This is a genomic window from Anaerostipes sp. AF04-45, assembly GCF_003461725.1.
GTDB classification, from domain to species: domain Bacteria; phylum Bacillota; class Clostridia; order Lachnospirales; family Lachnospiraceae; genus Anaerostipes; species Anaerostipes caccae.
Map to the genome: position 1 here is coordinate 223,279 of NZ_QTXQ01000004.1, position 20,124 is coordinate 243,402.

Sequence of the window (20,124 nt, forward strand, 5' to 3'; positions counted from 1 at the left end):
AGAGAGATGGCAGAACATATCATTAGGGCAGAATTTTCTGAGGTTATGCAGAAGTCGTATATCGACTATGCCATGAGCGTTATTTGTGCGCGTGCCCTTCCCGACATTCGGGACGGTTTAAAGCCCGTACAGCGGCGCGTCCTGTATGCCATGGACGAGCTTAATCTGAGGCATGACAGGCCGCACAGAAAATCTGCGAGAATCGTTGGAGACACGATGGGTAAATATCACCCTCACGGTGATAGCTCTATCTATGAGTCTCTGGTGGTCATGGAACAGGAATTTAAAAAGGGTATGCCTTTAGTGGACGGACATGGAAATTTTGGTTCCATCGAAGGTGACGGAGCCGCGGCCATGCGTTACACGGAGGCAAGGCTTAAAAAATTTACTCAGGAGGTCTATCTTGCGGATCTGGATAAAAATGTAGTGGATTTTATATCCAATTTCGATGAGACGGAGAAAGAACCGGAAGTGCTTCCGGTCAGAGTACCGAACCTTCTGATCAACGGTGCCGAGGGAATTGCCGTCGGTATGACTACCAGCATTCCGCCTCATAATCTGGGGGAAGTGGTCGATGCCATGATCGCGTATTTGGAAGACGAATCAGTTGCCAATGAAGATCTGCTTACCTATATCCAGGGACCGGATTTTCCTACGGGAGGCCTGGTGGTCAACAAAAAGGATATAAAAACAATTTATACCGAAGGCAGCGGAAAACTGAAACTCCGGGGAAAGGTGGTCTTTGAGCCTGGAAAGAAGCGCGGGGAAAAGGATAAGCTGGTCATCACAGAGATTCCATATACGATGATCGGTGCTAATATCGGGAAATTTCTTTCTGATGTGGTAAACCTCGTGGAATCTAAGAAAACGACGGATATCGCTGATATTTCCAACGAATCCTCCAAGGAGGGAATCCGTATTGTCCTGGAACTGAAGAAAGGGACAGACATCGAACGCCTGAAGAATCTTTTGTATAAGAAAACAAAGCTTGAGGATACCTTCGGCGTAAATATGCTGGCCATCGTTGACGGCCGTCCGGAGACGCTGAGCCTTCGGGATATCATAGCGCACCACACAGAATTTCATTACGGACTTGTAAAGAGAAAGTATCAAACCCTGCTGTCTAAGCTCTATGACCAGCGGGAAGTCAAAGAAGGTCTGATCAAGGCCTGCGATATGATCGATCTGATCATTGAGATACTGAGGGGGAGCAAAAATTTAAAAGAGGCGAAAGCGTGTCTTACCAAAGGCGAAGTGGGGAATATCAGATTCAAATCATCTGAATCCATGATCGAAGCCTGCAAGCTGTCTTTCACAGAGAAACAGGCAGAAGCGATCCTGGACCTGCGCCTCGGAAAGCTGATCGGATTAGAAATCCTGGCTCTCAGAGAAGAATATGAAGAGATCGTTGCCAAAATAGCTGAATATGAAGATATCCTTCACAATCCGGCATCCATGCAGCGTGTTATGAAACAGGATCTTATGAAGATTAAAAAAGAATATCAGCGAGAGAGAAGAACGGTGGTAGAGGACGGAGCCGAGGCAGTTTTTGAAGAAGAACCGCTGAAGGAGGAGCAGGTTTATTTTGTCATGGACCGGTTTGGCTATGCAAAGACCTTCGACAAGGCTACTTACCAGAGAAACCAGGAGAATGCATCCAGGGATTATAAATATATTGTCCCTTGTATGAACACAGATAAGATCTGTATTTTTACGGACACCGGCGTTATGCATCAGATCAAAGTGCTGGATATACCGGCGGGAAAATATAAAGATAAGGGTACACCGATCGATAATCTGGGCAACTATGACAGCTCTGACGAGGCAATCATCGCAGTCCTGGCAGCAGAGGCAATGACACATGACAGCCTTTTCTTTGCCACGGAACAGGGAATGTTAAAGATTGTTTCGGGAACAGAATTTCAGGTGACAAAGAGAACAGTATCAGCAACAAAACTGTCGGACGGAGACGCACTCCTCTCGGTAAAGCCACTGAAAACAGAAGGTGGCCTGATAAAACCGGATATGGTAATATTAGAAACTAAGGAGGGTGTTTTCCTGCGGTTTTCACTGGAAGAAGTTCCGGAAAAGAAAAAAGGAGCAGTAGGTGTAAGAGGCATTAAACTGAATAAGGATGACATACTGCTTCATACTTATCTCATGGAGGCTGACGGCATTACATCCATGGACTACAAAGGAAAACGTCTGGATTTCAATAAACTGAAGCTTGCGAAACGGGATACAAAGGGTTCTAAAATCCGGCGCTGAGAAAAAGGAGAGAAGAGATGACAATTGATCTTGTGATTCCAACTTATAAACCAGGGGAGAAGCTTTTTGAATCTCTCCGGCGCCTGTCCAGACAGACGGTTCCATTCGGTACGATTTTTCTGATCAATACGGAGGAGAAATACTTTCCGGATCATCTTACAGAGCAGTACCCGAATGTAGTAGTGAAGCATATAAAAAAAGAAGAGTTTGATCACGGAGCCACGAGGGATTACGGAGCTTCCCTTTCAGATGCGGAGATCATTGCGTTTATGACCGATGACGCGGTGCCCGGAGACAAATATATGGTGGAAAATCTGCTGAAGGCTTTTGAGGACCCACGTGTGGGAGCCGCTTATGGACGTCAGATGGCGGACCCGGAGGACAATTATCTGGAGTATTATACGAGGATTTTTAACTATCCTCCGGAGAGTTCCATAAAGACAAAAGCCGATCTGCCAAAGCTTGGGATCAAGACATTTTTCTGCTCCAATGTGTGTAGTGCATACAGAAAAAAAGATTATGAAGCCATGGGCGGATTCATTCACAAAACAATCTTTAATGAGGACATGATTATGGCTTCCAGGCTGATCGGGGCAGATAAAGCCATTGCATACCAGGCAGATGCCGCTGTATGGCACTGGCATAACTACCGCTGTTTTGAGCAGCTTCACAGGAATTTTGATCTGGCAGTCTCACAGGTATCCTACGGAGGGCTGTTTCTTGAAGTCTCCTCTGAATCGGAGGGGATGAAGATGGTCCTTCACACGCTGAAACATCTGCTGTTTACCGGAAGATTCTTTAAGATTCCTAAATTTATGGCGGATACGGCGTGTAAATTCATAGGCTATAAACTGGGCAGAAACTATAAAAAATTTCCCAAAAGCCTTATTCTGAAACTCACGATGAACCGTTCTTACTGGGATTCGTATGAAAAGCTTTAGATTTTCTTAACATTTCTGGTTTAGTTTTCTGTTACAATAGATAAAATTACAGACATACGTTTGGAGGATAAGGAAATGGGAAAGAAATTTAAAATTGTTATGGCTGTCTTCCTTGTAATTGCTCTTTCCATAGGAGGAGTTCTTGGATACTATGATGCGAAATTAGAGGCTTCGGTGACGCCGAAGGGAAACTTAAGCAAAGTAGATGTGGGAGACGACGTTAAATTTGATAATGATGTAGTTAATATCCTGCTGGTCGGCTCTGACCGCAGATCCGATGAGACTGAGGCGGGAAGATCAGATTCATCTATGATTGCCACCATCAATATGAAGACAAAAGAATTAAAGCTTACTTCCCTGATGAGGGATATGTATGTGGATATTCCGGGACACGGAAGAAACAAGCTGAATTCAGCATATTCTTTCGGCGGAGTGGATCTGCTCTACAAAACCATTGCCCAAAATTTTGATATAAAGATCGACAAATACTGTGTCGTAGACTTTTCAACCTTTGAGAAAGTGATCAATGAGGTGGGAGGCATCGAGATTGATCTGGAAGAGAAAGAGGCAGACTATCTGAATACGACCAATTACATTTCCAAGAAGAAATACCGCAATGTAAAAGCAGGAAAGCATATCCTGAACGGGAACCAGGCTCTCGGTTATTCCAGAATCCGTTATGTGTCAAACAGCAGGTACGGAGACGGCGAATTCGGCCGTACCGGCCGTCAGAGAGCGGTCCTGGAAGCCACTTATAAAAAGATCATCAGGCAGAATCCGATGAAGATTCTGGATATCGGGTTTAATGCACTGGACGACGTGTCCACCGATATGAATGCAAGTTATATCAAAGGCCTTGTGACTTCTGTGGTTCAGTTCGGAGTTCCGAAGGTCCAGCAGATGAGGATTCCGATCGAGGGCACTTACATGCAGGGCCGGGCACAGAGCGGCATGTTTGTCTTCTTCATTAATTTTGATGCAAATAAGGCGGCGATGGAGCATTTTATCTTCAGCAAAGGAAAAGAAGAGGATTTCGCATCCAAATTCGGCGGATATCAGAATATAGAGACTTACGGCTATCCTGCAAAACCGGATTCAGAGGATGCTTCAGAGAGTTCCCCCGGAAGCTATAAGAGATAGTTTTTCACGCTTACATAAAGTCGAAACGGCACAAACATTGTAAAATCTTCAGGTTTAATTAAGAAACTGTCTGTTGTTTTCTGATATAATGTGCTATAATTGTAGACTAATAAATAGCAATTCAGGAGGAGTAGCATGACGCTGAAGACATATAAAATCATTTTGGGCATATTTTTAGTAATATCCGTTGCGGCGGGAGGAGTTCTTGGATATTATGATGCCAGGCTTGAAGCTGCCATCAATAAGACCGGTGATTTAGGAAGTGTAGATGTAGGTGATGTGAAGTTTGATGAGGATGTTGTGAATATCCTGCTGGTCGGTTCTGACCGGAGATCCGACGAAGAAGCGGCCGGGCGGTCCGATTCTTCGATGATCGCAACGATTAATTTTAAGACAAAAGAACTGAAGCTTACTTCCATTATGAGAGATATCTATGTAGAGATCCCTGGACACGGAAGGGATAAGCTGAATTCTGCATATGCATATGGAGGAGTGGAGCTGCTTTATCAGACCATTGCGAAGAACTTTGGAATCAAGATCGATAAATACTGTGTCGTAGATTTCGACACTTTTGAAAAAGTAATCAATGAAGTGGGCGGTATCGAGATCGACCTCGAAGAAAAAGAGGCACAGTACCTGAATACGACCAATTATATTTCCAAGAAAAAATACCGCAATGTAAAAGCAGGAAAACATACCCTGAACGGAAACCAGGCTCTCGGCTATTCCAGGATACGCTATGTGGTATCTAAGAAATACGGAGATGGGGATTTCGGCCGTACCGGCCGCCAGAGGGCAGTTATGCAGGCTACCTTTGATAAAGTCAAAGGCCAGAGTCTCACAAAGATTCTGGATATTGCTTTGAAGGTATTAAGCGATGTTTCCACCGACATGGATGCTGACTACATCAAAGGTCTGGCGGCATCTGTGATCAAGATGGGCACGACAGATATCGACCAGATGAGAATACCGATCGAAGGTTCCTATAAGATGGGAAGGGCACAGCATAACATGTTTGTCTTCTTCATAAATTTCAATGCAAACAAAGCTGCCATGAACTACTTTATCTTCGGAGACGGAAAGGCGGGAGACGGATCTGACGAGGCCTTTGCCAAGGAGTACGACGGATTGAGCGGTGTGGAGACCTTCGGATATTCGGGGGTATCGAATACTTCATCCGGAAGTACCTCGTCCGGAAATACGGGATATAATAACTCAGGAGGATCTGCGGGAAGCGGCTACTCCACTTCGTCTACGAGCGGCACAAGCAGGCCGGCTTCCACATCGACCAAAAGACCGGCTACGACAGCGGCTACACAAGCTACAACAGAACAGCAGACCCAGGCTACTACCCATGCCACAACGGCTGCGAAACCAGAAAATACAAGTCAGGGAAACGCAGAAGAATAGTTTTTCAGTGATTTCTTGACACTGAATATTAGAATTGATAGAATTGTTAGGAGGATGAAGTCGTCTATGAAACAGATCGTACTATCTATCGTGGCGGAAAACAACCCGGGGGTACTAAGCCGTATATCCGGACTGTTCAGCCGCAGAGGCTATAATATCGACAGTATTACAGCCTGTAAGACGCAGGATGAGAAGTATTCACGAATGACGATCGCGGTCAGCGGGGATGATACCATTCTGGCACAGATCAAGAATCAGCTGATCAAGCTTGAAGATGTCATAACGCTTGTGGAACTGGAAAACCCGACCTCTGTCTGCAGAGAACTTATTTTAGTCAAAATCCGCACAGGAAAGTCTGAAAAGCAGGAGATCATCACGATCGCCGACATTTTCAGAGCCAAAGTTGTGGACGTGTCAAAAGATTCACTGATGATCGAGCTTACCGGAAATGTAAATAAAATTGAAGCTTTCATAAATCTTCTGGAAGGCTTTGATATTCTGGAACTTGTGAGAACCGGACTCACCGGGCTTTCTCGCGGGGAATCCGTGCCGAGACTTGTCAAATAGGCACACATTTAATTAAAAGGTATGGGAATACCCCTTACTTATAAAGCCTAGAAAATGGAGGAATGTAAAATGGCAAAGATTTATTATCAAGAAGACTGTAACTTATCACTTTTAGACGGAAAGACCATCGCGGTGATCGGTTACGGAAGTCAGGGACATGCACATGCCCTTAACGCAAAAGAGTCCGGATGCAATGTTATCATCGGATTATATGAAGGAAGCAAATCCTGGAAGAGAGCAGAAGAACAGGGATTTGAAGTATATACAGCTGCTGAGGCTGCAAAAAAAGCAGACATTATCATGATTCTGATCAACGATGAAAAGCAGGCTACAATGTACAAAAATGATATCGAGCCGAACTTAGAAGCAGGAAATATGCTCATGTTCGCTCATGGCTTCAACATTCATTTTGGATGTATCGTGCCTCCTAAAGACGTAGACGTAACAATGATCGCGCCTAAAGGACCTGGACATACTGTAAGAAGCGAATACGAAGAAGGAAAAGGTGTTCCTTGTTTAGTAGCTGTAGAGCAGGATGCTACAGGAAAAGCATTAGATATGGCTTTGGCATATGCACTGGCGATCGGCGGAGCAAGAGCAGGTGTTCTTGAGACTACTTTCAGAACAGAGACAGAAACAGACCTCTTCGGAGAACAGGCAGTGCTCTGCGGCGGTGTTTGTGCACTGATGCAGGCCGGCTTCGAGACATTAGTAGAAGCAGGATATGATCCGAGAAACGCATACTTTGAGTGTATCCATGAGATGAAACTGATCGTAGATTTGATCTACCAGTCAGGATTCTCAGGAATGAGATACTCTATCTCCAACACTGCAGAATACGGTGACTACATCACAGGACCGAAGATCATCACAGAAGATACAAAGAAAGCGATGAAGAAGATCCTTTCCGATATCCAGGACGGAACTTTCGCAAAAGACTTCTTAGTAGATATGTCCGAAGCAGGAAGCCAGGTTCACTTCAAGGCTATGAGAAAGTTAGCTTCCGAACATCCGGCAGAAGTTGTCGGGGAAGAGATCAGAAGCTTATACAGCTGGTCTGATGAAGACAAACTGATCAACAACTAATATTTGATTATTGATCTTACATATAAAACCGGAGCGCATGTGCACTCCGGTTTTTTCTGATACTATGGGAAAGTTCGTTCTATTATGTTTATCTCTTCTGCTGCCTTGCGCGGTTGGTCGAATCTCTGACAATGAGATAAGGCTTGTACTCGATTCGGATAAAGTATTGGCTTTTTTGCTCCGGAGTTTCATTCCACTGGATTTTTTGATAAATCGTGTCAAAAGCCTTCCGTCCTTTCTCCTCCATATAATGTTCCACTGTGGTCAGTGAGACCGGAAGCAGACCGGAAGGAAAATCATTGTCAAAGCTGCACACGCTGAAATCTCTTGGAATCTTATATCCTTTCTTTAAAACCGCATCCATGATACCATAGGCAACCATATCGTTATTCCCGACAAAAGCAGTGATACCGGACAGGCCCCGGTCTTCCAGGCAGTCCATACACAGCTGATATCCCACATCGTATTCCAGTGACAAATGATTTCGTTCATATTGAGAATCAACCTTTTGTTCTCTTACGATGACGTCATAAGGCTCATTCGCGCATAATTTTGCATAAGTATTCTGAATGGCCTTCAGCCGCTGATACCGCATGGCCAGGGATACGTCAGGAGTGATCGTCGTTGTCAGGAAAGCGATATGCCGATGCCCTAAACTGTGCAGGTGTTCAGCTACCAGAACCCCTGCAGTATAGTTGTTTGTTTCAATAATATCGATGTTGATGGAAGAAGTCTTGTCACCGATCACGACAATAGGAAACTGTTTTGCAACCTTTTCGACAAATCCCGGATCGTTGGGTATCATGGTGAATATGATTCCTTCCACGTTCATATGGATGGCATCCATGACCAGTTCGTGTTCTTTCTTTACTTCGCGAAACGTAGTAAAGATTAGGGTCTTATATCCTTTTTTATAAGCGGACTGCTCGATGGACTGGGCAATCGTTGCATAATAAGAGTTGAAGATATTGGGGCAAAAAACAGCGATTACTTTTTTGATCTGTGCAGAAGAGGGGGATCTGAGAGCAGTGTCTTTTTTCTCATGGCTTAACTCATATCCCAGACGTTTTGCGGACTCCAGTACTTTTGCCACCGTTTCTTTGGAGAAGGAGACATCAGATCTTCGGTTTAAGATCATGGAAACAGCAGAAACGGAAATGTCCGTATCCTTTGCAATATCTTTCATCGTCACACTCTTTTTATTGGCCATGGCGGTCCTCCTTATTAAAATTTTAATTGAGCTTTATATAATATCTACAAAATATTTTAATTGAAACTGTATATTATTCCAAAGTTTATTGAAAATAATTTAAATAATTTGATAATTTAACGGGTCTGGATTAAAATTTAAGTAAAGAAAAGTTAAATTTAAATAAAATTCCGGAATGTTTTATTAAAATTTTAATTTATTATAACACACCAATTCATGTGAATCAACGATTCCTAAGGAGGTTTAAGAATTATGAGAATTATACAAATTTCTGATTTTCATTTGAGAGGGGACGGGAAACTGTCTTTCCAGAAAGCGGACACGATCGCTGCATTAAACCAAACAATCGAGTATTTTTCAAAATTAAAACCATATGAATTACCTGAATTTTTTGTTGTGACTGGAGATCTGGCCGACGGAGGAACACAGGAAGGATATGAGATCATCAGGGACGGATTAGATAAGCTTCCACGTCCTTACTTCGTAGTTCCCGGCAATCATGACAAACGGGATTTTTTCCTCCGTATGTTCCCTGAAAATGCACCGGTGGAAGACGATATTAAACCTTATATTTGCTACACCTTAGATGACGGGCTGATTCGTGCGATTATCATTGATACCATGATTCCGGACTGCCATTACGGCGGACTGACGGATGAGGTCGCAGAATGGCTGGAGAAGAAAATTATTGAATATCCAAACAAACCTACTTTGGTATTTACCCATCACCCGCCTTTTACTACCGGGCTGGCAGCGATGGATGAGGGGTTTGCACAGGCTGACCGGCTGGCCGCAATTTTAAAGAAACATAAAAATGTCCGTCTTTGCTGCGGCCATATGCACACAGGTATCTTTACTTCATGGCAGGGAGTGTCCTGTGTGACTTGTCCGCCGATCGCCATGCAGATGGAAGTAGACTTCAGGACAAAAGACGGACCGGATGTCACTCAGGAAGAACTGGCTGATCATTTCAAAGGGGGAGGAGACCGCTTCTTCCTTGGCAATCCCGGATATTTAATTCATGATCTGCAGAATGACATGGTAAATACCCATTATATGATCATCCCCACAGGCGCAGATTATTCCGGCCCCTGGCCATTTAAATATTATGAAGGAGAAGGTCATTAATCGTCTGAAAAAGGAGAATAAACTATGGGAGAGCAAAAATTAAGTCTTAGGAAAATTGCCGCAGTTACCCTGTTTGAAAGTGCCGTTCAATGGTATTGCTTTTTACTATACGGCACTGCTGCAGGAACTGTGTTTGCAAAAGTATTTTTCTCACAGTCCGGGGACGGCACTACCGCATTGATCCTTTCTTATATGTCCTTTGCCATCGGATACATAGCAGGACCATTTGGAGCAGTGTTTTTTGGACACATTGGTGACCGGAAGGGACGCAAAGTTACAATGTATGCCTCTTTATTAATGATGGGCATCTCAACATCTATTATCGGAATTTTGCCGTCGGCAGCAACGGCGGGCATTTGGGTCGTGGTCGTACTTCAGCTTATGCGACTGCTGCAGTGCTTTGGACGCGGAGGAACATGGGGCGGCGGTATCCTGATGGCTTTTGAAAATGTGCCGGAGAATAAGCGGGCTTTCTACGCAGCGATTCCGCAGATCGGCCTTCCGATAGGATTCGGATTATCCTCCATTTTAATTGCAGTACCGACGTTGGTACTGCCTGAAGAGATCTTTTTTAACTGGGGCTGGAGAATCCCGTTTTTGTCAGCAATCATATTGACACTGATTGTTGTCTATTTAAAAGGTATCACGATGGAGACGGAAGACTTCAAGAAAGCCCAGGCAAAATTAGAGGCTCAGGAAGCCGAGGGGAAGAAGCAGAAGGTAGGATTTATCCCTATGGTAAAAGGATATTGGAAAACGCTGCTTCTCGGATGCGGAACCCGCTGGGTAGACGGAACATTTTATAACATCTTTATTGTGTGGATTTTATCTTACTGTATCGGATGGCTCGGAATGCCGTTGATCCAGACTTATATCATTACTATCGTTGCATGTGTTTTCAAGATTCCATTTACACTGTTCGGCGGATGGTGTGCACAAAAGTTCGGTATGACCAGAACGTTTGTCATCGGAGGGCTGGCATCGGCGTTTCTCAGTATTCCGACATTAAAAGTCATTGAGCTGAGCGGCGGAAATCTGTTTGTTACCATCATGGGAGTTGTTCTCGGATGGAGCATTGCCTACAACTTAATCTGGGCAGTCATCAGCGGACTCTGGTCTTCTTATTTTGAAACAGAAGTGAGATACTCCGGCATTTCCTTTGTTTATCACGTGCCGAGTTTCCTGGTAGCCGGCCTTGTGCCGACCATCTGTACACTGCTGATCGACTATGGAAAAGGAGATACCATTTATGTAGGAATCTATTCCACCATTGTCGCTTTGATCAGTGTGGCCTGTGCCATTGCTTTAAAATACCGGCATGACCGGGGCATGAAATAAACTATGACATTTTCCACACGATTTCCGTTCGGCTCTTAGAATGCCTCACTCTAATCGTGTAGAAAATGGACGTAATGTCTGTTGGAGAAAGGTCTCTGTCAAAAAAAGGTGCCACTTTTCGAAAACTATTTACCGCTATTGGAGGAGCGCATTTTAAAAGCGCAACGGAAATAGTGGTGAATAACTCACAATTTTCTAATAAATATGATTCACCAAAAAAGACACCTTGTGGTCACTGGATGAGTATTTCGACCTAAAGAGAGTAAAGATTATTCCTTGAACAAAAGAAGCTGTTCAAAGGTAACACCTGTCTCACCAGTTTATGCAAGTGTGTAACTGGTGAGACAGGTGTTTTTAATGATTCATTTCTTCCAGCATAATAGACTGGTGCAGATAACCCAGATTTTCTTTTAGGAACTTTACAAAGCTGTATCCTCCGGCCTGATATACATTGTGAAACTGTGCCCATACGAAAAGCAGTGTGGTTTCCATCGTGATGATTCTAATGAATTTATGAAAAGGATGTTTTTTGAACCGGCTTAACGTATGAGACTGAAACATAATATGCGGCAGTTCATCACGGAGCATCTGGGTGCAGATACTTTTTAACGCAGGGGAGTCTGTGCTCTTTGACAGGGCGTCATAATAGGTCAGGGCGATCATTTCAGCTGTTACAAGTATGGTGATCTCACATCCCAGTCCCCCTGCCTGCCTTAATTTCCGGAAGACTTTATCGGGAAAAGATGACTTGGCAGGTTTAATGTGGTGATGATCCATGAATTTTCTTAAATATGCGGAGTGCCAGTTTCCTTCTTTGATGAACCATAGCATAGCTTCCCGGTATTCAGGAGCACCATGTTGATGTATGTATGCTTCCACTGTGTTCATGAGATGTCTGCCGTCGGAGCCCTCGCCTTTTTGGAAAGCTCGGACGGAGGGAGTGATGAGCCTTCGTTCTGAATCTGTCAGAGGCAATTCTTTTGAAAAATCGATGTGGAGTCTTTGCTGGTCATTGGATTTAAAGTAGGAAATCCAGTCTTTATAGTTGTATTTATTCATTTTTGATTTTAATAGATTGATCATGTTGGGCTCCCTTTCATATGTTATATTTTGGATGTTAATTGTATTTTACCATATACAGCAGCAGTGTGAAAATCGATGTCTGGATACAAATATGATATACTCAAAGAAAAGTTTGAAATTATCTATTGACCCTCACGGGGCGTCATAGATTAAGTTGGATATATCAGGAACGGGAGGGCAACAGCTATGAGGACGGTAAAGGAAATATCAGAAGTAACAGGTATCAGCGTGCGCACGCTTCACTACTATGATGAGATCGGGCTATTAAAGCCGACGAGCAAGAGTGATGCGGGATACCGGCTTTATGACGATAAAGCGTTGGAAACTTTACAGCAAATCCTGTTTTTCCGTGAGTTTGATATTCCACTGAAGGAAATCAAAGCTGTTATAAAAAATCCGGCTCTTGAGAAAAATCAAATTTTGCAGGTACAGAGGAGAATGCTGGTTTCTAAGAAAGAACGAATGGAGCGCCTGATTGCCAGTATTGATGATATTTTGAAAGGAGATAATAAAATGGATTTTGCAGTTTTCAGTAAACCGGAAATAGAAGAAATGTTTGAAGCCATGCTGGATCATATGCCGGATGAAATGCGTCAAATGGCCATTAAAGAATTTGGCGGTGTAGAAGAGTGGAGGAAACATTACATTGAAGTATTGTCCTCAGAAAAAATGCAGAAGAGCTATGCAAAAGTAGTGGAGTGGTATGGCGGTAAAGATGAATACTTGTCTGTTGTGAAGAACCCTGTCAGCAAAGAAATTGCAGAAAGTTTTAATAAAAGAATAGAAGTGATATTGCAGAAGCTGATTGCTAAACGTGGTTGTCCTCTGGATTCCTTTGAGGTAAGAGAAATTGTCGGTGAGTACGGATTTGTAGTGAAACAGCTTAGTCAGATGAAGGAAGAGAGGGAGGGTATGCTTGCCACCGCACGCTTCTATCGGAATGAACCTTCAAAGTCTAAATTGGATGAAACGTATGGAGAGGGGGCGGCAGAATTTTTTGCTGAGGCGATTGAGGCTTTTTATGGAAGAAGTGATGAGCACTAAATTATTGATTGTTATATAGATAAAATAAGAACTGGATCTCACTATTAAGAAGTGGAATCTGGTTTTTATTTTTTGTAGTATTTTCGGAAACGGCAAAAATATTATAAATAATGATCAAGAAATAGATTTATTGCCGATAATGTGATATAATATTTATTAAATTAGTATTATTTTTTATTACAAATTAACGGAGGAAATCAGATGCAATATCTTTCAGTGGCAGAGACAGCGGAAAAATGGAATATATCGGAGCGCAGCGTAAGAAATTACTGTGCCCAAGGCCGTGTGCATGGAGCATTTCTTACCGGAAAGACTTGGAGTATTCCAGAAAATGCAGAAAAGCCAGAACGTATTAATAAGAAAAAAGAAAAGCCGATAACACTATTAGATATTTTGCAGAGTGAGAAGAAAAATAAGTATTCCGGCGGTATTTATCATAAAACACAGATTGACTTGACATATAACTCAAACCATATCGAAGGCAGCCGCCTGACTCACGATCAGACAAGATATATTTTTGACACCAATACCATTGGTGTAGAAAATGAAGTCCTTAACGTGGATGATGTGATTGAAACGGCAAATCATTTCCGATGCATCGACATGATCATCGACAATGCGAAAGCGACACTGACTGAGAAATTTATCAAAGATCTTCACTTGATTCTAAAAAACGGAACGAGTGATTCCAGAAAAGATTGGTTTTCCGTTGGAGAATATAAAAAGATGCCAAACGAAGTCGGCGGCATGGTTACTGCACTTCCTGAAGAAGTTGCCGATAGAATGAAAGCGCTGCTTACAGAATACAACAACAAGGAAGAAAAGACTTTGGAGGATATTCTAGATTTTTATGTTAAATTTGAAAGAATTCATCCGTTTCAAGATGGCAACGGACGTGTCGGCAGATTGATTATGTTTAAGGAATGCCTGAAATATAATATCGTTCCATTTATCATCGAAGACCAATTGAAGATGTTTTATTATCGTGGACTGAAGGAATGGAAAAATGAAAAAGGGTATTTGAAAGATACATGTCTGACAGCACAGGATAGATATAAATCTTATTTGGATTATTTTTGGATTGGATATTAAATGTTACTTGCGGAGAAGCGGAGGGAAATAAATGAGTGTTGAACAAGCGCAGAGAGTTGTAAATCAATTTAATAAAGAAATTGCTGATTTAGAAAAAAAGATGGCTGATTTAGTAAAAAAAGAAGCTGATAAGACAAAAAGAATTGGAGATATACAACGAAGTATCACAAAGAATACATCAGCCACTTCTCTAAGGTCAAAAGATAGGCAAATCGAGAGATATCAAAAGGATTTATCTAGAGTTCTCTCTGATAAAGCTGATATTAACAAAAAAATAGCTGATAAAAGAATGCGTTTGGCTGACGCAACAGTAAAATTGCAAAAAGAAGAAACTACGCATGCTAAGTCTTTAGCTAAACAGCAAGAAAAGGGATACATCACTTATCAAAAGCAAATTTCAGATTTAACTAAGCAGATAAAAGCACAGGAAAACCTTGTTTCATCAAAAGAGAACCTTTTTGATTCGAGTGGTGCTGAGGAATACGATGTTTTTGTTTCTCATGCAACAGAAGATAAAAGCAGTTTTTGTGATGAATTTGTACAAGTTCTTAAAGATAAATACGAATTAAACGTTTGGTATGATAGTGTTTCTTTACAATGGGGAGACAGCATTAGAACAGAGATTGACAAAGGTCTTAAAAAATCTAAATTCGGCGTTGTTATTTTGTCAAGAAGTTATATAAAAAAATATTGGACAAACTATGAACTTGAAGGTCTTTTCCAAAGAGAGTCAAATGGTGGAAAACTAATCCTTCCAATATGGCATGATATTACTAAGAAAGAGGTTCAAGACTTCAGCCCGTCACTAGCTGGAAAAATGGCTATGAATACCGCTATAATGACAGCGGATGAAATTGCCGAAAAATTAAATCAACTCTTTGAGGCTTCTCAAAGAGAATAAGGATGACTTTTTGAAGGTTCAGATTACTGTTGAATTTTAGGCAATTTACAATTTCTGGACTTTTAAGACGAATGTTGATGCCAGTGATCATAGAAAAGAAAGAATATCTCTTTTTACCATGGATTTTCATATCATGCAGATGATAGGGTCCTGTAATGCCTGTGCGCGGAGGAAGCTTTGTCTAATTGGCTGAGAAATTTTTACGCATGAGTGCCTCATTTCTACAATGGATAGGAGCTACTAAAAATGATACGCTATATGGAAGGGAAGTGTAAGGCTAAAATCAGCATAGAGGTGGAAGTTACTTTTTCATTCAAGGGTACTATTTATCTGCTCTGGAAACAGTAGCACTTCGAGATTCTATATGTTATACTAAACATCGAAAATTTGTTAAGAAACTGAGGAAAATAATTATGAAGTTACAACAAGTACTAAGCTATGTCCGCCGGGCCGTGGACGACTATCAGATGATACAGGAAGGGGACAAGATCGCAGTCGGCATTTCTGGCGGCAAGGACAGTCTGACCATGCTCTATGCCCTTGCACAGTTACGCATTTTTTACCCGAACAAATTTGAAATCCATGGAATTACCGTAGATCTTGGATTCGGAAACTTTGACATATCTCAAGTAGAAAAACTATGTGAAGAATTAAAAGTACCATATACTATTGTAAAAACAGAAATCGCAGATGTGGTTTTTGAGCGCAGGAAGGAAACAAACCCGTGTTCTCTTTGTGCTAAGATGAGAAAGGGTGCATTGAATGAAAAGATAAAAGAGCTGGGATGCAATAAAGTTGCCTATGCCCACCACAAAGATGATCTGGTGGAGACATTTTTGATGTCCATGCTGTTTGAAGGGAGGCTTCATTGTTTTTCACCGGTGACATACCTGGACCGGATGGATCTTAAAGTCATTCGGCCTTTGATGTACATGGATGAAGCAGATGTGATTGGATTTAAGAATAAGATGAACCTTCCGGTGGAAAAGAGTCCTTGTCCGATGGACGGCTATACAAAGAGACAGTATGCAAAAGAGACCTTAAAAAAATTGGATGAAGACCATCCGGGATCGAAAGATCATATGTTTCGGGCTATGATCCATGGAAATCTTGAAGGATGGCCTGAAAGACAGGAACGAAAAAGATAACATACAAAAGCAACCAATGAAAAAACAAGATGCCTATCAAAATTATTTTTTGACAGAGATCTTGTTTTTTTGATTTTAACAATAATTTGAGTTTGTACCACAACAAGAATGAAGCAGCTGCAGTAAAAAATATATCAGGAGAGTAAAATGATGATCTCTATATCTATACGCAAAATACTAATTTAAATTATAGATATAGGGGAAAAGCTCTTTATTCTACTGTCAGGATCATTTTCTGGCATGGATAATCAAATACTGTGAGCAATTCATCATCTTTGAATCCGCAGGCATGATAACAATTTCGTGCCGCAATTCCTTTCTTATCTTCAGATGTAAATGTCACCACCTGAATTTGATCTCCAGGTTTAAAAGCCAGGATCATTTTTTTAATAAGTTTTTTTGCTGCACCTAGCTTTCTGTAGTCAGGATGTGTGGCCAGGAACTGTAATTCCTTTTCCGTCCTTGAAAATAATAATAAGCAGGTGATTTCTCCTTTATCATTCATTGCCGCAAGGGCTTCTTTGTTTTCGATGCAGTATTTTAGAGCTTTCCTGAATTCTTCCTCCTTGTAGCCAGCAAAATCTGTTTTGACAATTTCGACAAATTTCATACAAGACTCTATATCATTTTTTTTGACCAAATTTATTTCCATATTTCTACTCGCCCTTTCGCTTTCACCATACTTTTATTCCATCATACAAAAAAATCTGAGTAAATTCAATTAATACTTGCACTCTTCGATAGAATCCGATAAAATACTTCTAGCGGGGTATGGCTCAGTTTGGTTAGAGCGCACGGCTGGGGGCCGTGAGGTCGCAGGTTCGAATCCTGTTACCCCGACTTTTTAATATTTTTTAACGAGAGCCGGCAGGCTTTGGCCAAGGGATTATCTGACGGATATAAAATCACTGATTGTGATTTCCGTTGGATATTTTTTCTTTTGATGAAGAGAGGGGAAATTAGAAATGGAGTATATAATAGATGCCTGCAGCGGAAAAAGTATGAATGTATCGGCAGGACAAAAAGTAACGATTATTGATCTTGAAGGCGGACAAGTCGTTGATTTTTTTGCAGAACATAAAGAAAATTCAGAGGAATTTCTATCCACCGGAGTCACAATAGATTGTAATGAATCTTTACGTCTATCGGTCGGAAATCATATTTATTCAAATCTTTATCACCCGATGTTTGAAGTGCTTTATGATGAGGTTGGCGAGCATGATCTGCTTCACCCATGCTGCCGCCCCGAGATGTACGATTTCTTTTATCATAATGGAGAATGACATTCAAATTGTTTAGATCATATTAATCACAGTCTGGATGAGAAAAGACCAATCATTCATCCGGTAAATATTTTTATGTATACGAAAATTAGTGCGGGTGGTTCTATTTCGGTCAGAAAGCCCCTGTCAAAGGCGGGGAACAAGATAATTCTAAGAGCTGAAATGGATATGCGTCTGGGCATTGCCGCCTGTAGTGTATCTGAGAGTGAGTGCAATAACGGAAAATGTACTCCAGTTAAAATTCTTATTGAAGACTGATGAATCAAATTTGATAATACGGATAAAGAAAGAACCGGGAATAAGTGACTCCCGGTTCTTTCTTTATAAATCATCTTTACTTCTCTTCTTCTTTTTCCACCTGGCGGATTTCTTTTGTCTCTATTTCTTTCCGTATCGCACAAATAAAGTCGTCTAAGGACATCTGTCCTTCGTCTCCCTTGAATCTGCTTCTCACGGAAACTGCCTGGTTCTCTTCTTCTTTTCCGCCCACAACCAGCATATATGGAATCTTATGAAGCTGTGCCTCACGGATCTTGTAGCCCATTTTTTCGGCTCTTGTATCAATCTCTGCTCGGATGCCGGCAGCTTTTAACGCATCGAGTACTTTTGTTCCGTACTCTAAATGCTTATCAGAAATCGGAATGACTTTTACCTGCACCGGTGCCAGCCAGGTTGGAAAAGCCCCGGCGAAATGTTCGATCAGGATTCCGATAAACCGCTCGATAGAACCAAATGCTACCCGATGGATCATGATCGGACGGTGCTTCTCTCCGTCTGCTCCTGTGTAATGAAGGTCAAATCTCAGCGGAAGCTGGAAGTCTAACTGAATGGTTCCGCACTGCCATGTCCTTCCGATGGAATCCTCCAGATGGAAGTCGATTTTCGGCCCGTAGAATGCTCCGTCGCCTTCGTTGACAACATAGTCAAGGCCAAGGTCATCCAGTGCACTTCTCAAAGAATCTGTTGCCATCTCCCAGTCTTCATCACTTCCCATGCTGTCTTCCGGACGGGTTGACAGTTCTACGTGATATTTAAATCCAAACAGGCTGTAAACCTGATCGATCAGTGCTGCAACACCTTTGATCTCGTCTTTGATCTGCTCCGGCATCATAAAGATATGGGCATCATCCTGTGTAAAGCAGCGGACACGCATCAGTCCGTGGAGCTGTCCGGATTTTTCATGACGGTGGACTAAACCGAGTTCACCCATACGAAGGGGCAGGTCACGGTAAGAGCGCGGCTCTGACTGGTATACTAAAACGCCGCCCGGACAGTTCATCGGTTTGATCGCAAAATCTTCTTCGTCGATCACAGTAGTATACATATTTTCCTGATAGTGATCCCAGTGGCCGGATGTCTCCCACAGATGCCTGCTCAGCATGATCGGGCTTGAAATTTCAACATAGCCGGCTTTGTTATGGATCTCTCTCCAGTAATCCAGTAAAGTATTTTTAAGAACCATCCCATTCGGCAGGAAGAACGGGAACCCTGGTCCTTCATCTCTCATCATAAAGAGTCCCAGTTCTTTTCCAAGCTTTCTGTGGTCACGTTTTTTGGCCTCTTCCATCATGGTCAGGTAATCTTTCAGCTCTGCTTTCTTTGCAAAAGCAGTTCCATAGATCCTGGTGAGCATCTGGTTCTTTTCGTTACCGCGCCAGTAAGCACCGGCAAGGCTTGTCAGTTTAAACGCTTTTACCGGTTTTGTTGTCATAAGATGAGGTCCGGCACACAGGTCAATGAACTCTCCCTGCTGATAAAAACTGATCACTGAATCCTCCGGGAGGTCTTCAATCAGTTCTACCTTATATGGTTCATTTTGCTCTTTCATAAAAGCAATGGCTTCTTCTCTCGGTTTTGTAAAGCAGGTGATTTGAAGTCCTTCTTTCACGATCTTCTTCATCTCTGCTTCAATTTTTTCCAGGTCATCCTGTGTAAAAGGAGTATCCTTTTCCATATCATAATAAAATCCGTTGTCAATGGAAGGGCCGATGGCAAGCTTCGTCTCCGGATACAGGCGTTTGACTGCTTGAGCTAAAATATGGGATGCCGTATGACGGAAAGCATGTCTTCCGCCCTCTGAATCGAAGGTGAGAATGTTCAGTTCACAGTCATCTTCGAGGATTGTCCTTAAATCTACCACTTCTCCGTTCACTTCGCCTGCACATGCTGCTCTTGCAAGTCCTTCGCTGATGTCTTTGGCAATGTCAATGACAGACATACTCTGGCTGTATTCTTTCACAGAACCATCTTTTAAAGTAATTTTCATCTTTTTTTCCTTTCTTACTAAAATAAAAAAGTCCCATGGAAAATTTCCATGGGACGAGTTATCGCGGTTCCACCCTGGTTGCCTTTCTGTGAATGATACAGAAGGCCGCTTATATGGCGGTAACGGTGCCGACCGGGCTGGTTTGCAGCCGCTCAGAGGTGGTCTTCATCTGCTTTGGCTTAGAACACTCACACCATATGTGTCCCTCTCTGAAAGTTT

The 20,124-nt window shown here is 42.2% G+C and carries 16 protein-coding genes, 1 tRNA gene, 1 pseudogene and 1 other annotated feature (1 of these 19 only partly in view); of the genes and pseudogenes, 14 read left to right on the plus strand and 4 right to left on the minus strand.

What is annotated here, in order from left to right; genetic code table 11:
- The first annotated feature begins 6 nt into the window (after positions 1–6).
- From DWV34_RS07950 to ilvC, 6 genes are all read left to right on the plus strand, one after another.
- Positions 7–2,268, plus strand: coding sequence for a DNA gyrase/topoisomerase IV subunit A (locus DWV34_RS07950; RefSeq protein WP_022261178.1), 2,262 nt, complete (start codon positions 7–9; stop codon positions 2,266–2,268).
- Positions 2,269–2,285: 17 nt separating this feature from the next.
- Complete coding sequence (locus tag DWV34_RS07955) at positions 2,286–3,209, plus strand: glycosyltransferase (protein WP_118475870.1); 924 nt, start codon at positions 2,286–2,288, stop codon at positions 3,207–3,209.
- A 75-nt stretch (positions 3,210–3,284) separates the two neighbouring features.
- Positions 3,285–4,349 carry an LCP family protein gene (locus DWV34_RS07960; protein WP_006566900.1) on the plus strand — a complete coding sequence of 355 codons (1,065 nt, stop codon included), beginning with the start codon at positions 3,285–3,287 and terminating at the stop codon, positions 4,347–4,349.
- Between the two features lie 135 nt (positions 4,350–4,484).
- Positions 4,485–5,759 carry an LCP family protein gene (locus DWV34_RS07965; RefSeq protein ID WP_118475872.1) on the plus strand — a complete coding sequence of 425 codons (1,275 nt, stop codon included), beginning with the start codon at positions 4,485–4,487 and terminating at the stop codon, positions 5,757–5,759.
- 66 nt (positions 5,760–5,825) lie between these two features.
- A complete protein-coding gene (gene ilvN / locus DWV34_RS07970; RefSeq protein WP_009289590.1) occupies positions 5,826–6,326 on the plus strand; it encodes an acetolactate synthase small subunit in 501 nt (166 codons plus the stop codon).
- 69 nt (positions 6,327–6,395) lie between these two features.
- Positions 6,396–7,412 carry a ketol-acid reductoisomerase gene (gene ilvC, locus DWV34_RS07975; RefSeq protein ID WP_009289591.1) on the plus strand — a complete coding sequence of 339 codons (1,017 nt, stop codon included), beginning with the start codon at positions 6,396–6,398 and terminating at the stop codon, positions 7,410–7,412.
- An 88-nt stretch (positions 7,413–7,500) separates the two neighbouring features.
- Here the strand turns inward: ilvC and DWV34_RS07980 are convergent, their stop codons facing one another.
- Positions 7,501–8,622 (minus strand): LacI family DNA-binding transcriptional regulator, encoded by a 1,122-nt coding sequence (locus DWV34_RS07980; protein WP_006566904.1) that lies wholly within the window; start codon positions 8,620–8,622, stop codon positions 7,501–7,503.
- Positions 8,623–8,874: 252 nt separating this feature from the next.
- On the opposite strand from DWV34_RS07980, the gene DWV34_RS07985 reads away from it, so the two are divergent.
- Positions 8,875–9,750: a phosphodiesterase gene (locus DWV34_RS07985; RefSeq protein WP_006566905.1), complete on the plus strand. Its 876-nt coding sequence runs from the start codon at positions 8,875–8,877 to the stop codon at positions 9,748–9,750.
- A gap of 24 nt (positions 9,751–9,774) precedes the next feature.
- The gene (locus tag DWV34_RS07990; RefSeq protein WP_006566906.1) at positions 9,775–11,088 is read left to right on the plus strand and encodes an MFS transporter; all 1,314 of its coding nucleotides are present in this window, start codon (positions 9,775–9,777) and stop codon (positions 11,086–11,088) included.
- Positions 11,089–11,442: 354 nt separating this feature from the next.
- On the opposite strand, the gene DWV34_RS07995 is transcribed toward DWV34_RS07990, so the two are convergent.
- Positions 11,443–12,171 carry a hypothetical protein gene (locus DWV34_RS07995; protein ID WP_118475874.1) on the minus strand — a complete coding sequence of 243 codons (729 nt, stop codon included), beginning with the start codon at positions 12,169–12,171 and terminating at the stop codon, positions 11,443–11,445.
- A gap of 186 nt (positions 12,172–12,357) precedes the next feature.
- On the opposite strand from DWV34_RS07995, the gene DWV34_RS08000 reads away from it, so the two are divergent.
- The 4 genes from DWV34_RS08000 to DWV34_RS08015 all read left to right on the plus strand — a co-directional run bounded on the left by DWV34_RS08000 (position 12,358) and on the right by DWV34_RS08015 (position 16,356).
- Positions 12,358–13,215, plus strand: coding sequence for a MerR family transcriptional regulator (locus tag DWV34_RS08000; RefSeq protein ID WP_009289593.1), 858 nt, complete (start codon positions 12,358–12,360; stop codon positions 13,213–13,215).
- 201 nt (positions 13,216–13,416) lie between these two features.
- Positions 13,417–14,307 carry a Fic family protein gene (locus DWV34_RS08005; protein ID WP_022261050.1) on the plus strand — a complete coding sequence of 297 codons (891 nt, stop codon included), beginning with the start codon at positions 13,417–13,419 and terminating at the stop codon, positions 14,305–14,307.
- Between the two features lie 31 nt (positions 14,308–14,338).
- Positions 14,339–15,208, plus strand: coding sequence for a toll/interleukin-1 receptor domain-containing protein (locus tag DWV34_RS08010; RefSeq protein ID WP_009289596.1), 870 nt, complete (start codon positions 14,339–14,341; stop codon positions 15,206–15,208).
- 413 nt (positions 15,209–15,621) lie between these two features.
- Entirely contained in the window at positions 15,622–16,356 is a 735-nt protein-coding gene (locus tag DWV34_RS08015; protein WP_009289597.1) for a tRNA 2-thiocytidine(32) synthetase TtcA, read from the plus strand.
- A 211-nt stretch (positions 16,357–16,567) separates the two neighbouring features.
- On the opposite strand, the gene DWV34_RS08020 is transcribed toward DWV34_RS08015, so the two are convergent.
- The gene (locus DWV34_RS08020) at positions 16,568–17,008 is read right to left on the minus strand and encodes a GNAT family N-acetyltransferase (RefSeq protein WP_009289598.1); all 441 of its coding nucleotides are present in this window, start codon (positions 17,006–17,008) and stop codon (positions 16,568–16,570) included.
- A 113-nt stretch (positions 17,009–17,121) separates the two neighbouring features.
- On the opposite strand from DWV34_RS08020, the gene DWV34_RS08025 reads away from it, so the two are divergent.
- Positions 17,122–17,196 (plus strand) — tRNA-Pro (locus tag DWV34_RS08025).
- A gap of 161 nt (positions 17,197–17,357) precedes the next feature.
- Positions 17,358–17,897, plus strand: a pseudogene (locus DWV34_RS08030) (DUF1989 domain-containing protein).
- A gap of 76 nt (positions 17,898–17,973) precedes the next feature.
- On the opposite strand, the gene thrS reads toward DWV34_RS08030, so the two are convergent.
- The gene (gene thrS / locus DWV34_RS08035; RefSeq protein WP_022261047.1) at positions 17,974–19,905 is read right to left on the minus strand and encodes a threonine--tRNA ligase; all 1,932 of its coding nucleotides are present in this window, start codon (positions 19,903–19,905) and stop codon (positions 17,974–17,976) included.
- A 46-nt stretch (positions 19,906–19,951) separates the two neighbouring features.
- Positions 19,952–20,124, minus strand: a binding site (T-box leader); it runs 32 nt beyond the window's last position.

Excerpts from the sequence above, each read along its gene's own strand:
- DWV34_RS08010 (WP_009289596.1), top strand. The coding sequence starts at position 14,339 with ATGAGTGTTGAACAAGCGCAGAGAGTTGTAAATCAATTTAATAAAGAA.
- DWV34_RS07965 (WP_118475872.1), top strand. The coding sequence starts at position 4,485 with ATGACGCTGAAGACATATAAAATCATTTTGGGCATATTTTTAGTAATA.
- DWV34_RS07955 (WP_118475870.1), top strand. The coding sequence starts at position 2,286 with ATGACAATTGATCTTGTGATTCCAACTTATAAACCAGGGGAGAAGCTT.
- DWV34_RS07950 (WP_022261178.1), top strand. The coding sequence starts at position 7 with ATGGCAGAACATATCATTAGGGCAGAATTTTCTGAGGTTATGCAGAAG.
- DWV34_RS07990 (WP_006566906.1), top strand. The coding sequence starts at position 9,775 with ATGGGAGAGCAAAAATTAAGTCTTAGGAAAATTGCCGCAGTTACCCTG.
- thrS (WP_022261047.1), bottom strand. The coding sequence starts at position 19,905 with ATGAAAATTACTTTAAAAGATGGTTCTGTGAAAGAATACAGCCAGAGT.
- DWV34_RS08015 (WP_009289597.1), top strand. The coding sequence starts at position 15,622 with ATGAAGTTACAACAAGTACTAAGCTATGTCCGCCGGGCCGTGGACGAC.
- DWV34_RS07995 (WP_118475874.1), bottom strand. The coding sequence starts at position 12,171 with ATGATCAATCTATTAAAATCAAAAATGAATAAATACAACTATAAAGAC.
- DWV34_RS07980 (WP_006566904.1), bottom strand. The coding sequence starts at position 8,622 with ATGGCCAATAAAAAGAGTGTGACGATGAAAGATATTGCAAAGGATACG.
- DWV34_RS08020 (WP_009289598.1), bottom strand. The coding sequence starts at position 17,008 with ATGGAAATAAATTTGGTCAAAAAAAATGATATAGAGTCTTGTATGAAA.
- DWV34_RS08005 (WP_022261050.1), top strand. The coding sequence starts at position 13,417 with ATGCAATATCTTTCAGTGGCAGAGACAGCGGAAAAATGGAATATATCG.
- ilvC (WP_009289591.1), top strand. The coding sequence starts at position 6,396 with ATGGCAAAGATTTATTATCAAGAAGACTGTAACTTATCACTTTTAGAC.
- DWV34_RS07960 (WP_006566900.1), top strand. The coding sequence starts at position 3,285 with ATGGGAAAGAAATTTAAAATTGTTATGGCTGTCTTCCTTGTAATTGCT.
- ilvN (WP_009289590.1), top strand. The coding sequence starts at position 5,826 with ATGAAACAGATCGTACTATCTATCGTGGCGGAAAACAACCCGGGGGTA.
- DWV34_RS08000 (WP_009289593.1), top strand. The coding sequence starts at position 12,358 with ATGAGGACGGTAAAGGAAATATCAGAAGTAACAGGTATCAGCGTGCGC.
- DWV34_RS07985 (WP_006566905.1), top strand. The coding sequence starts at position 8,875 with ATGAGAATTATACAAATTTCTGATTTTCATTTGAGAGGGGACGGGAAA.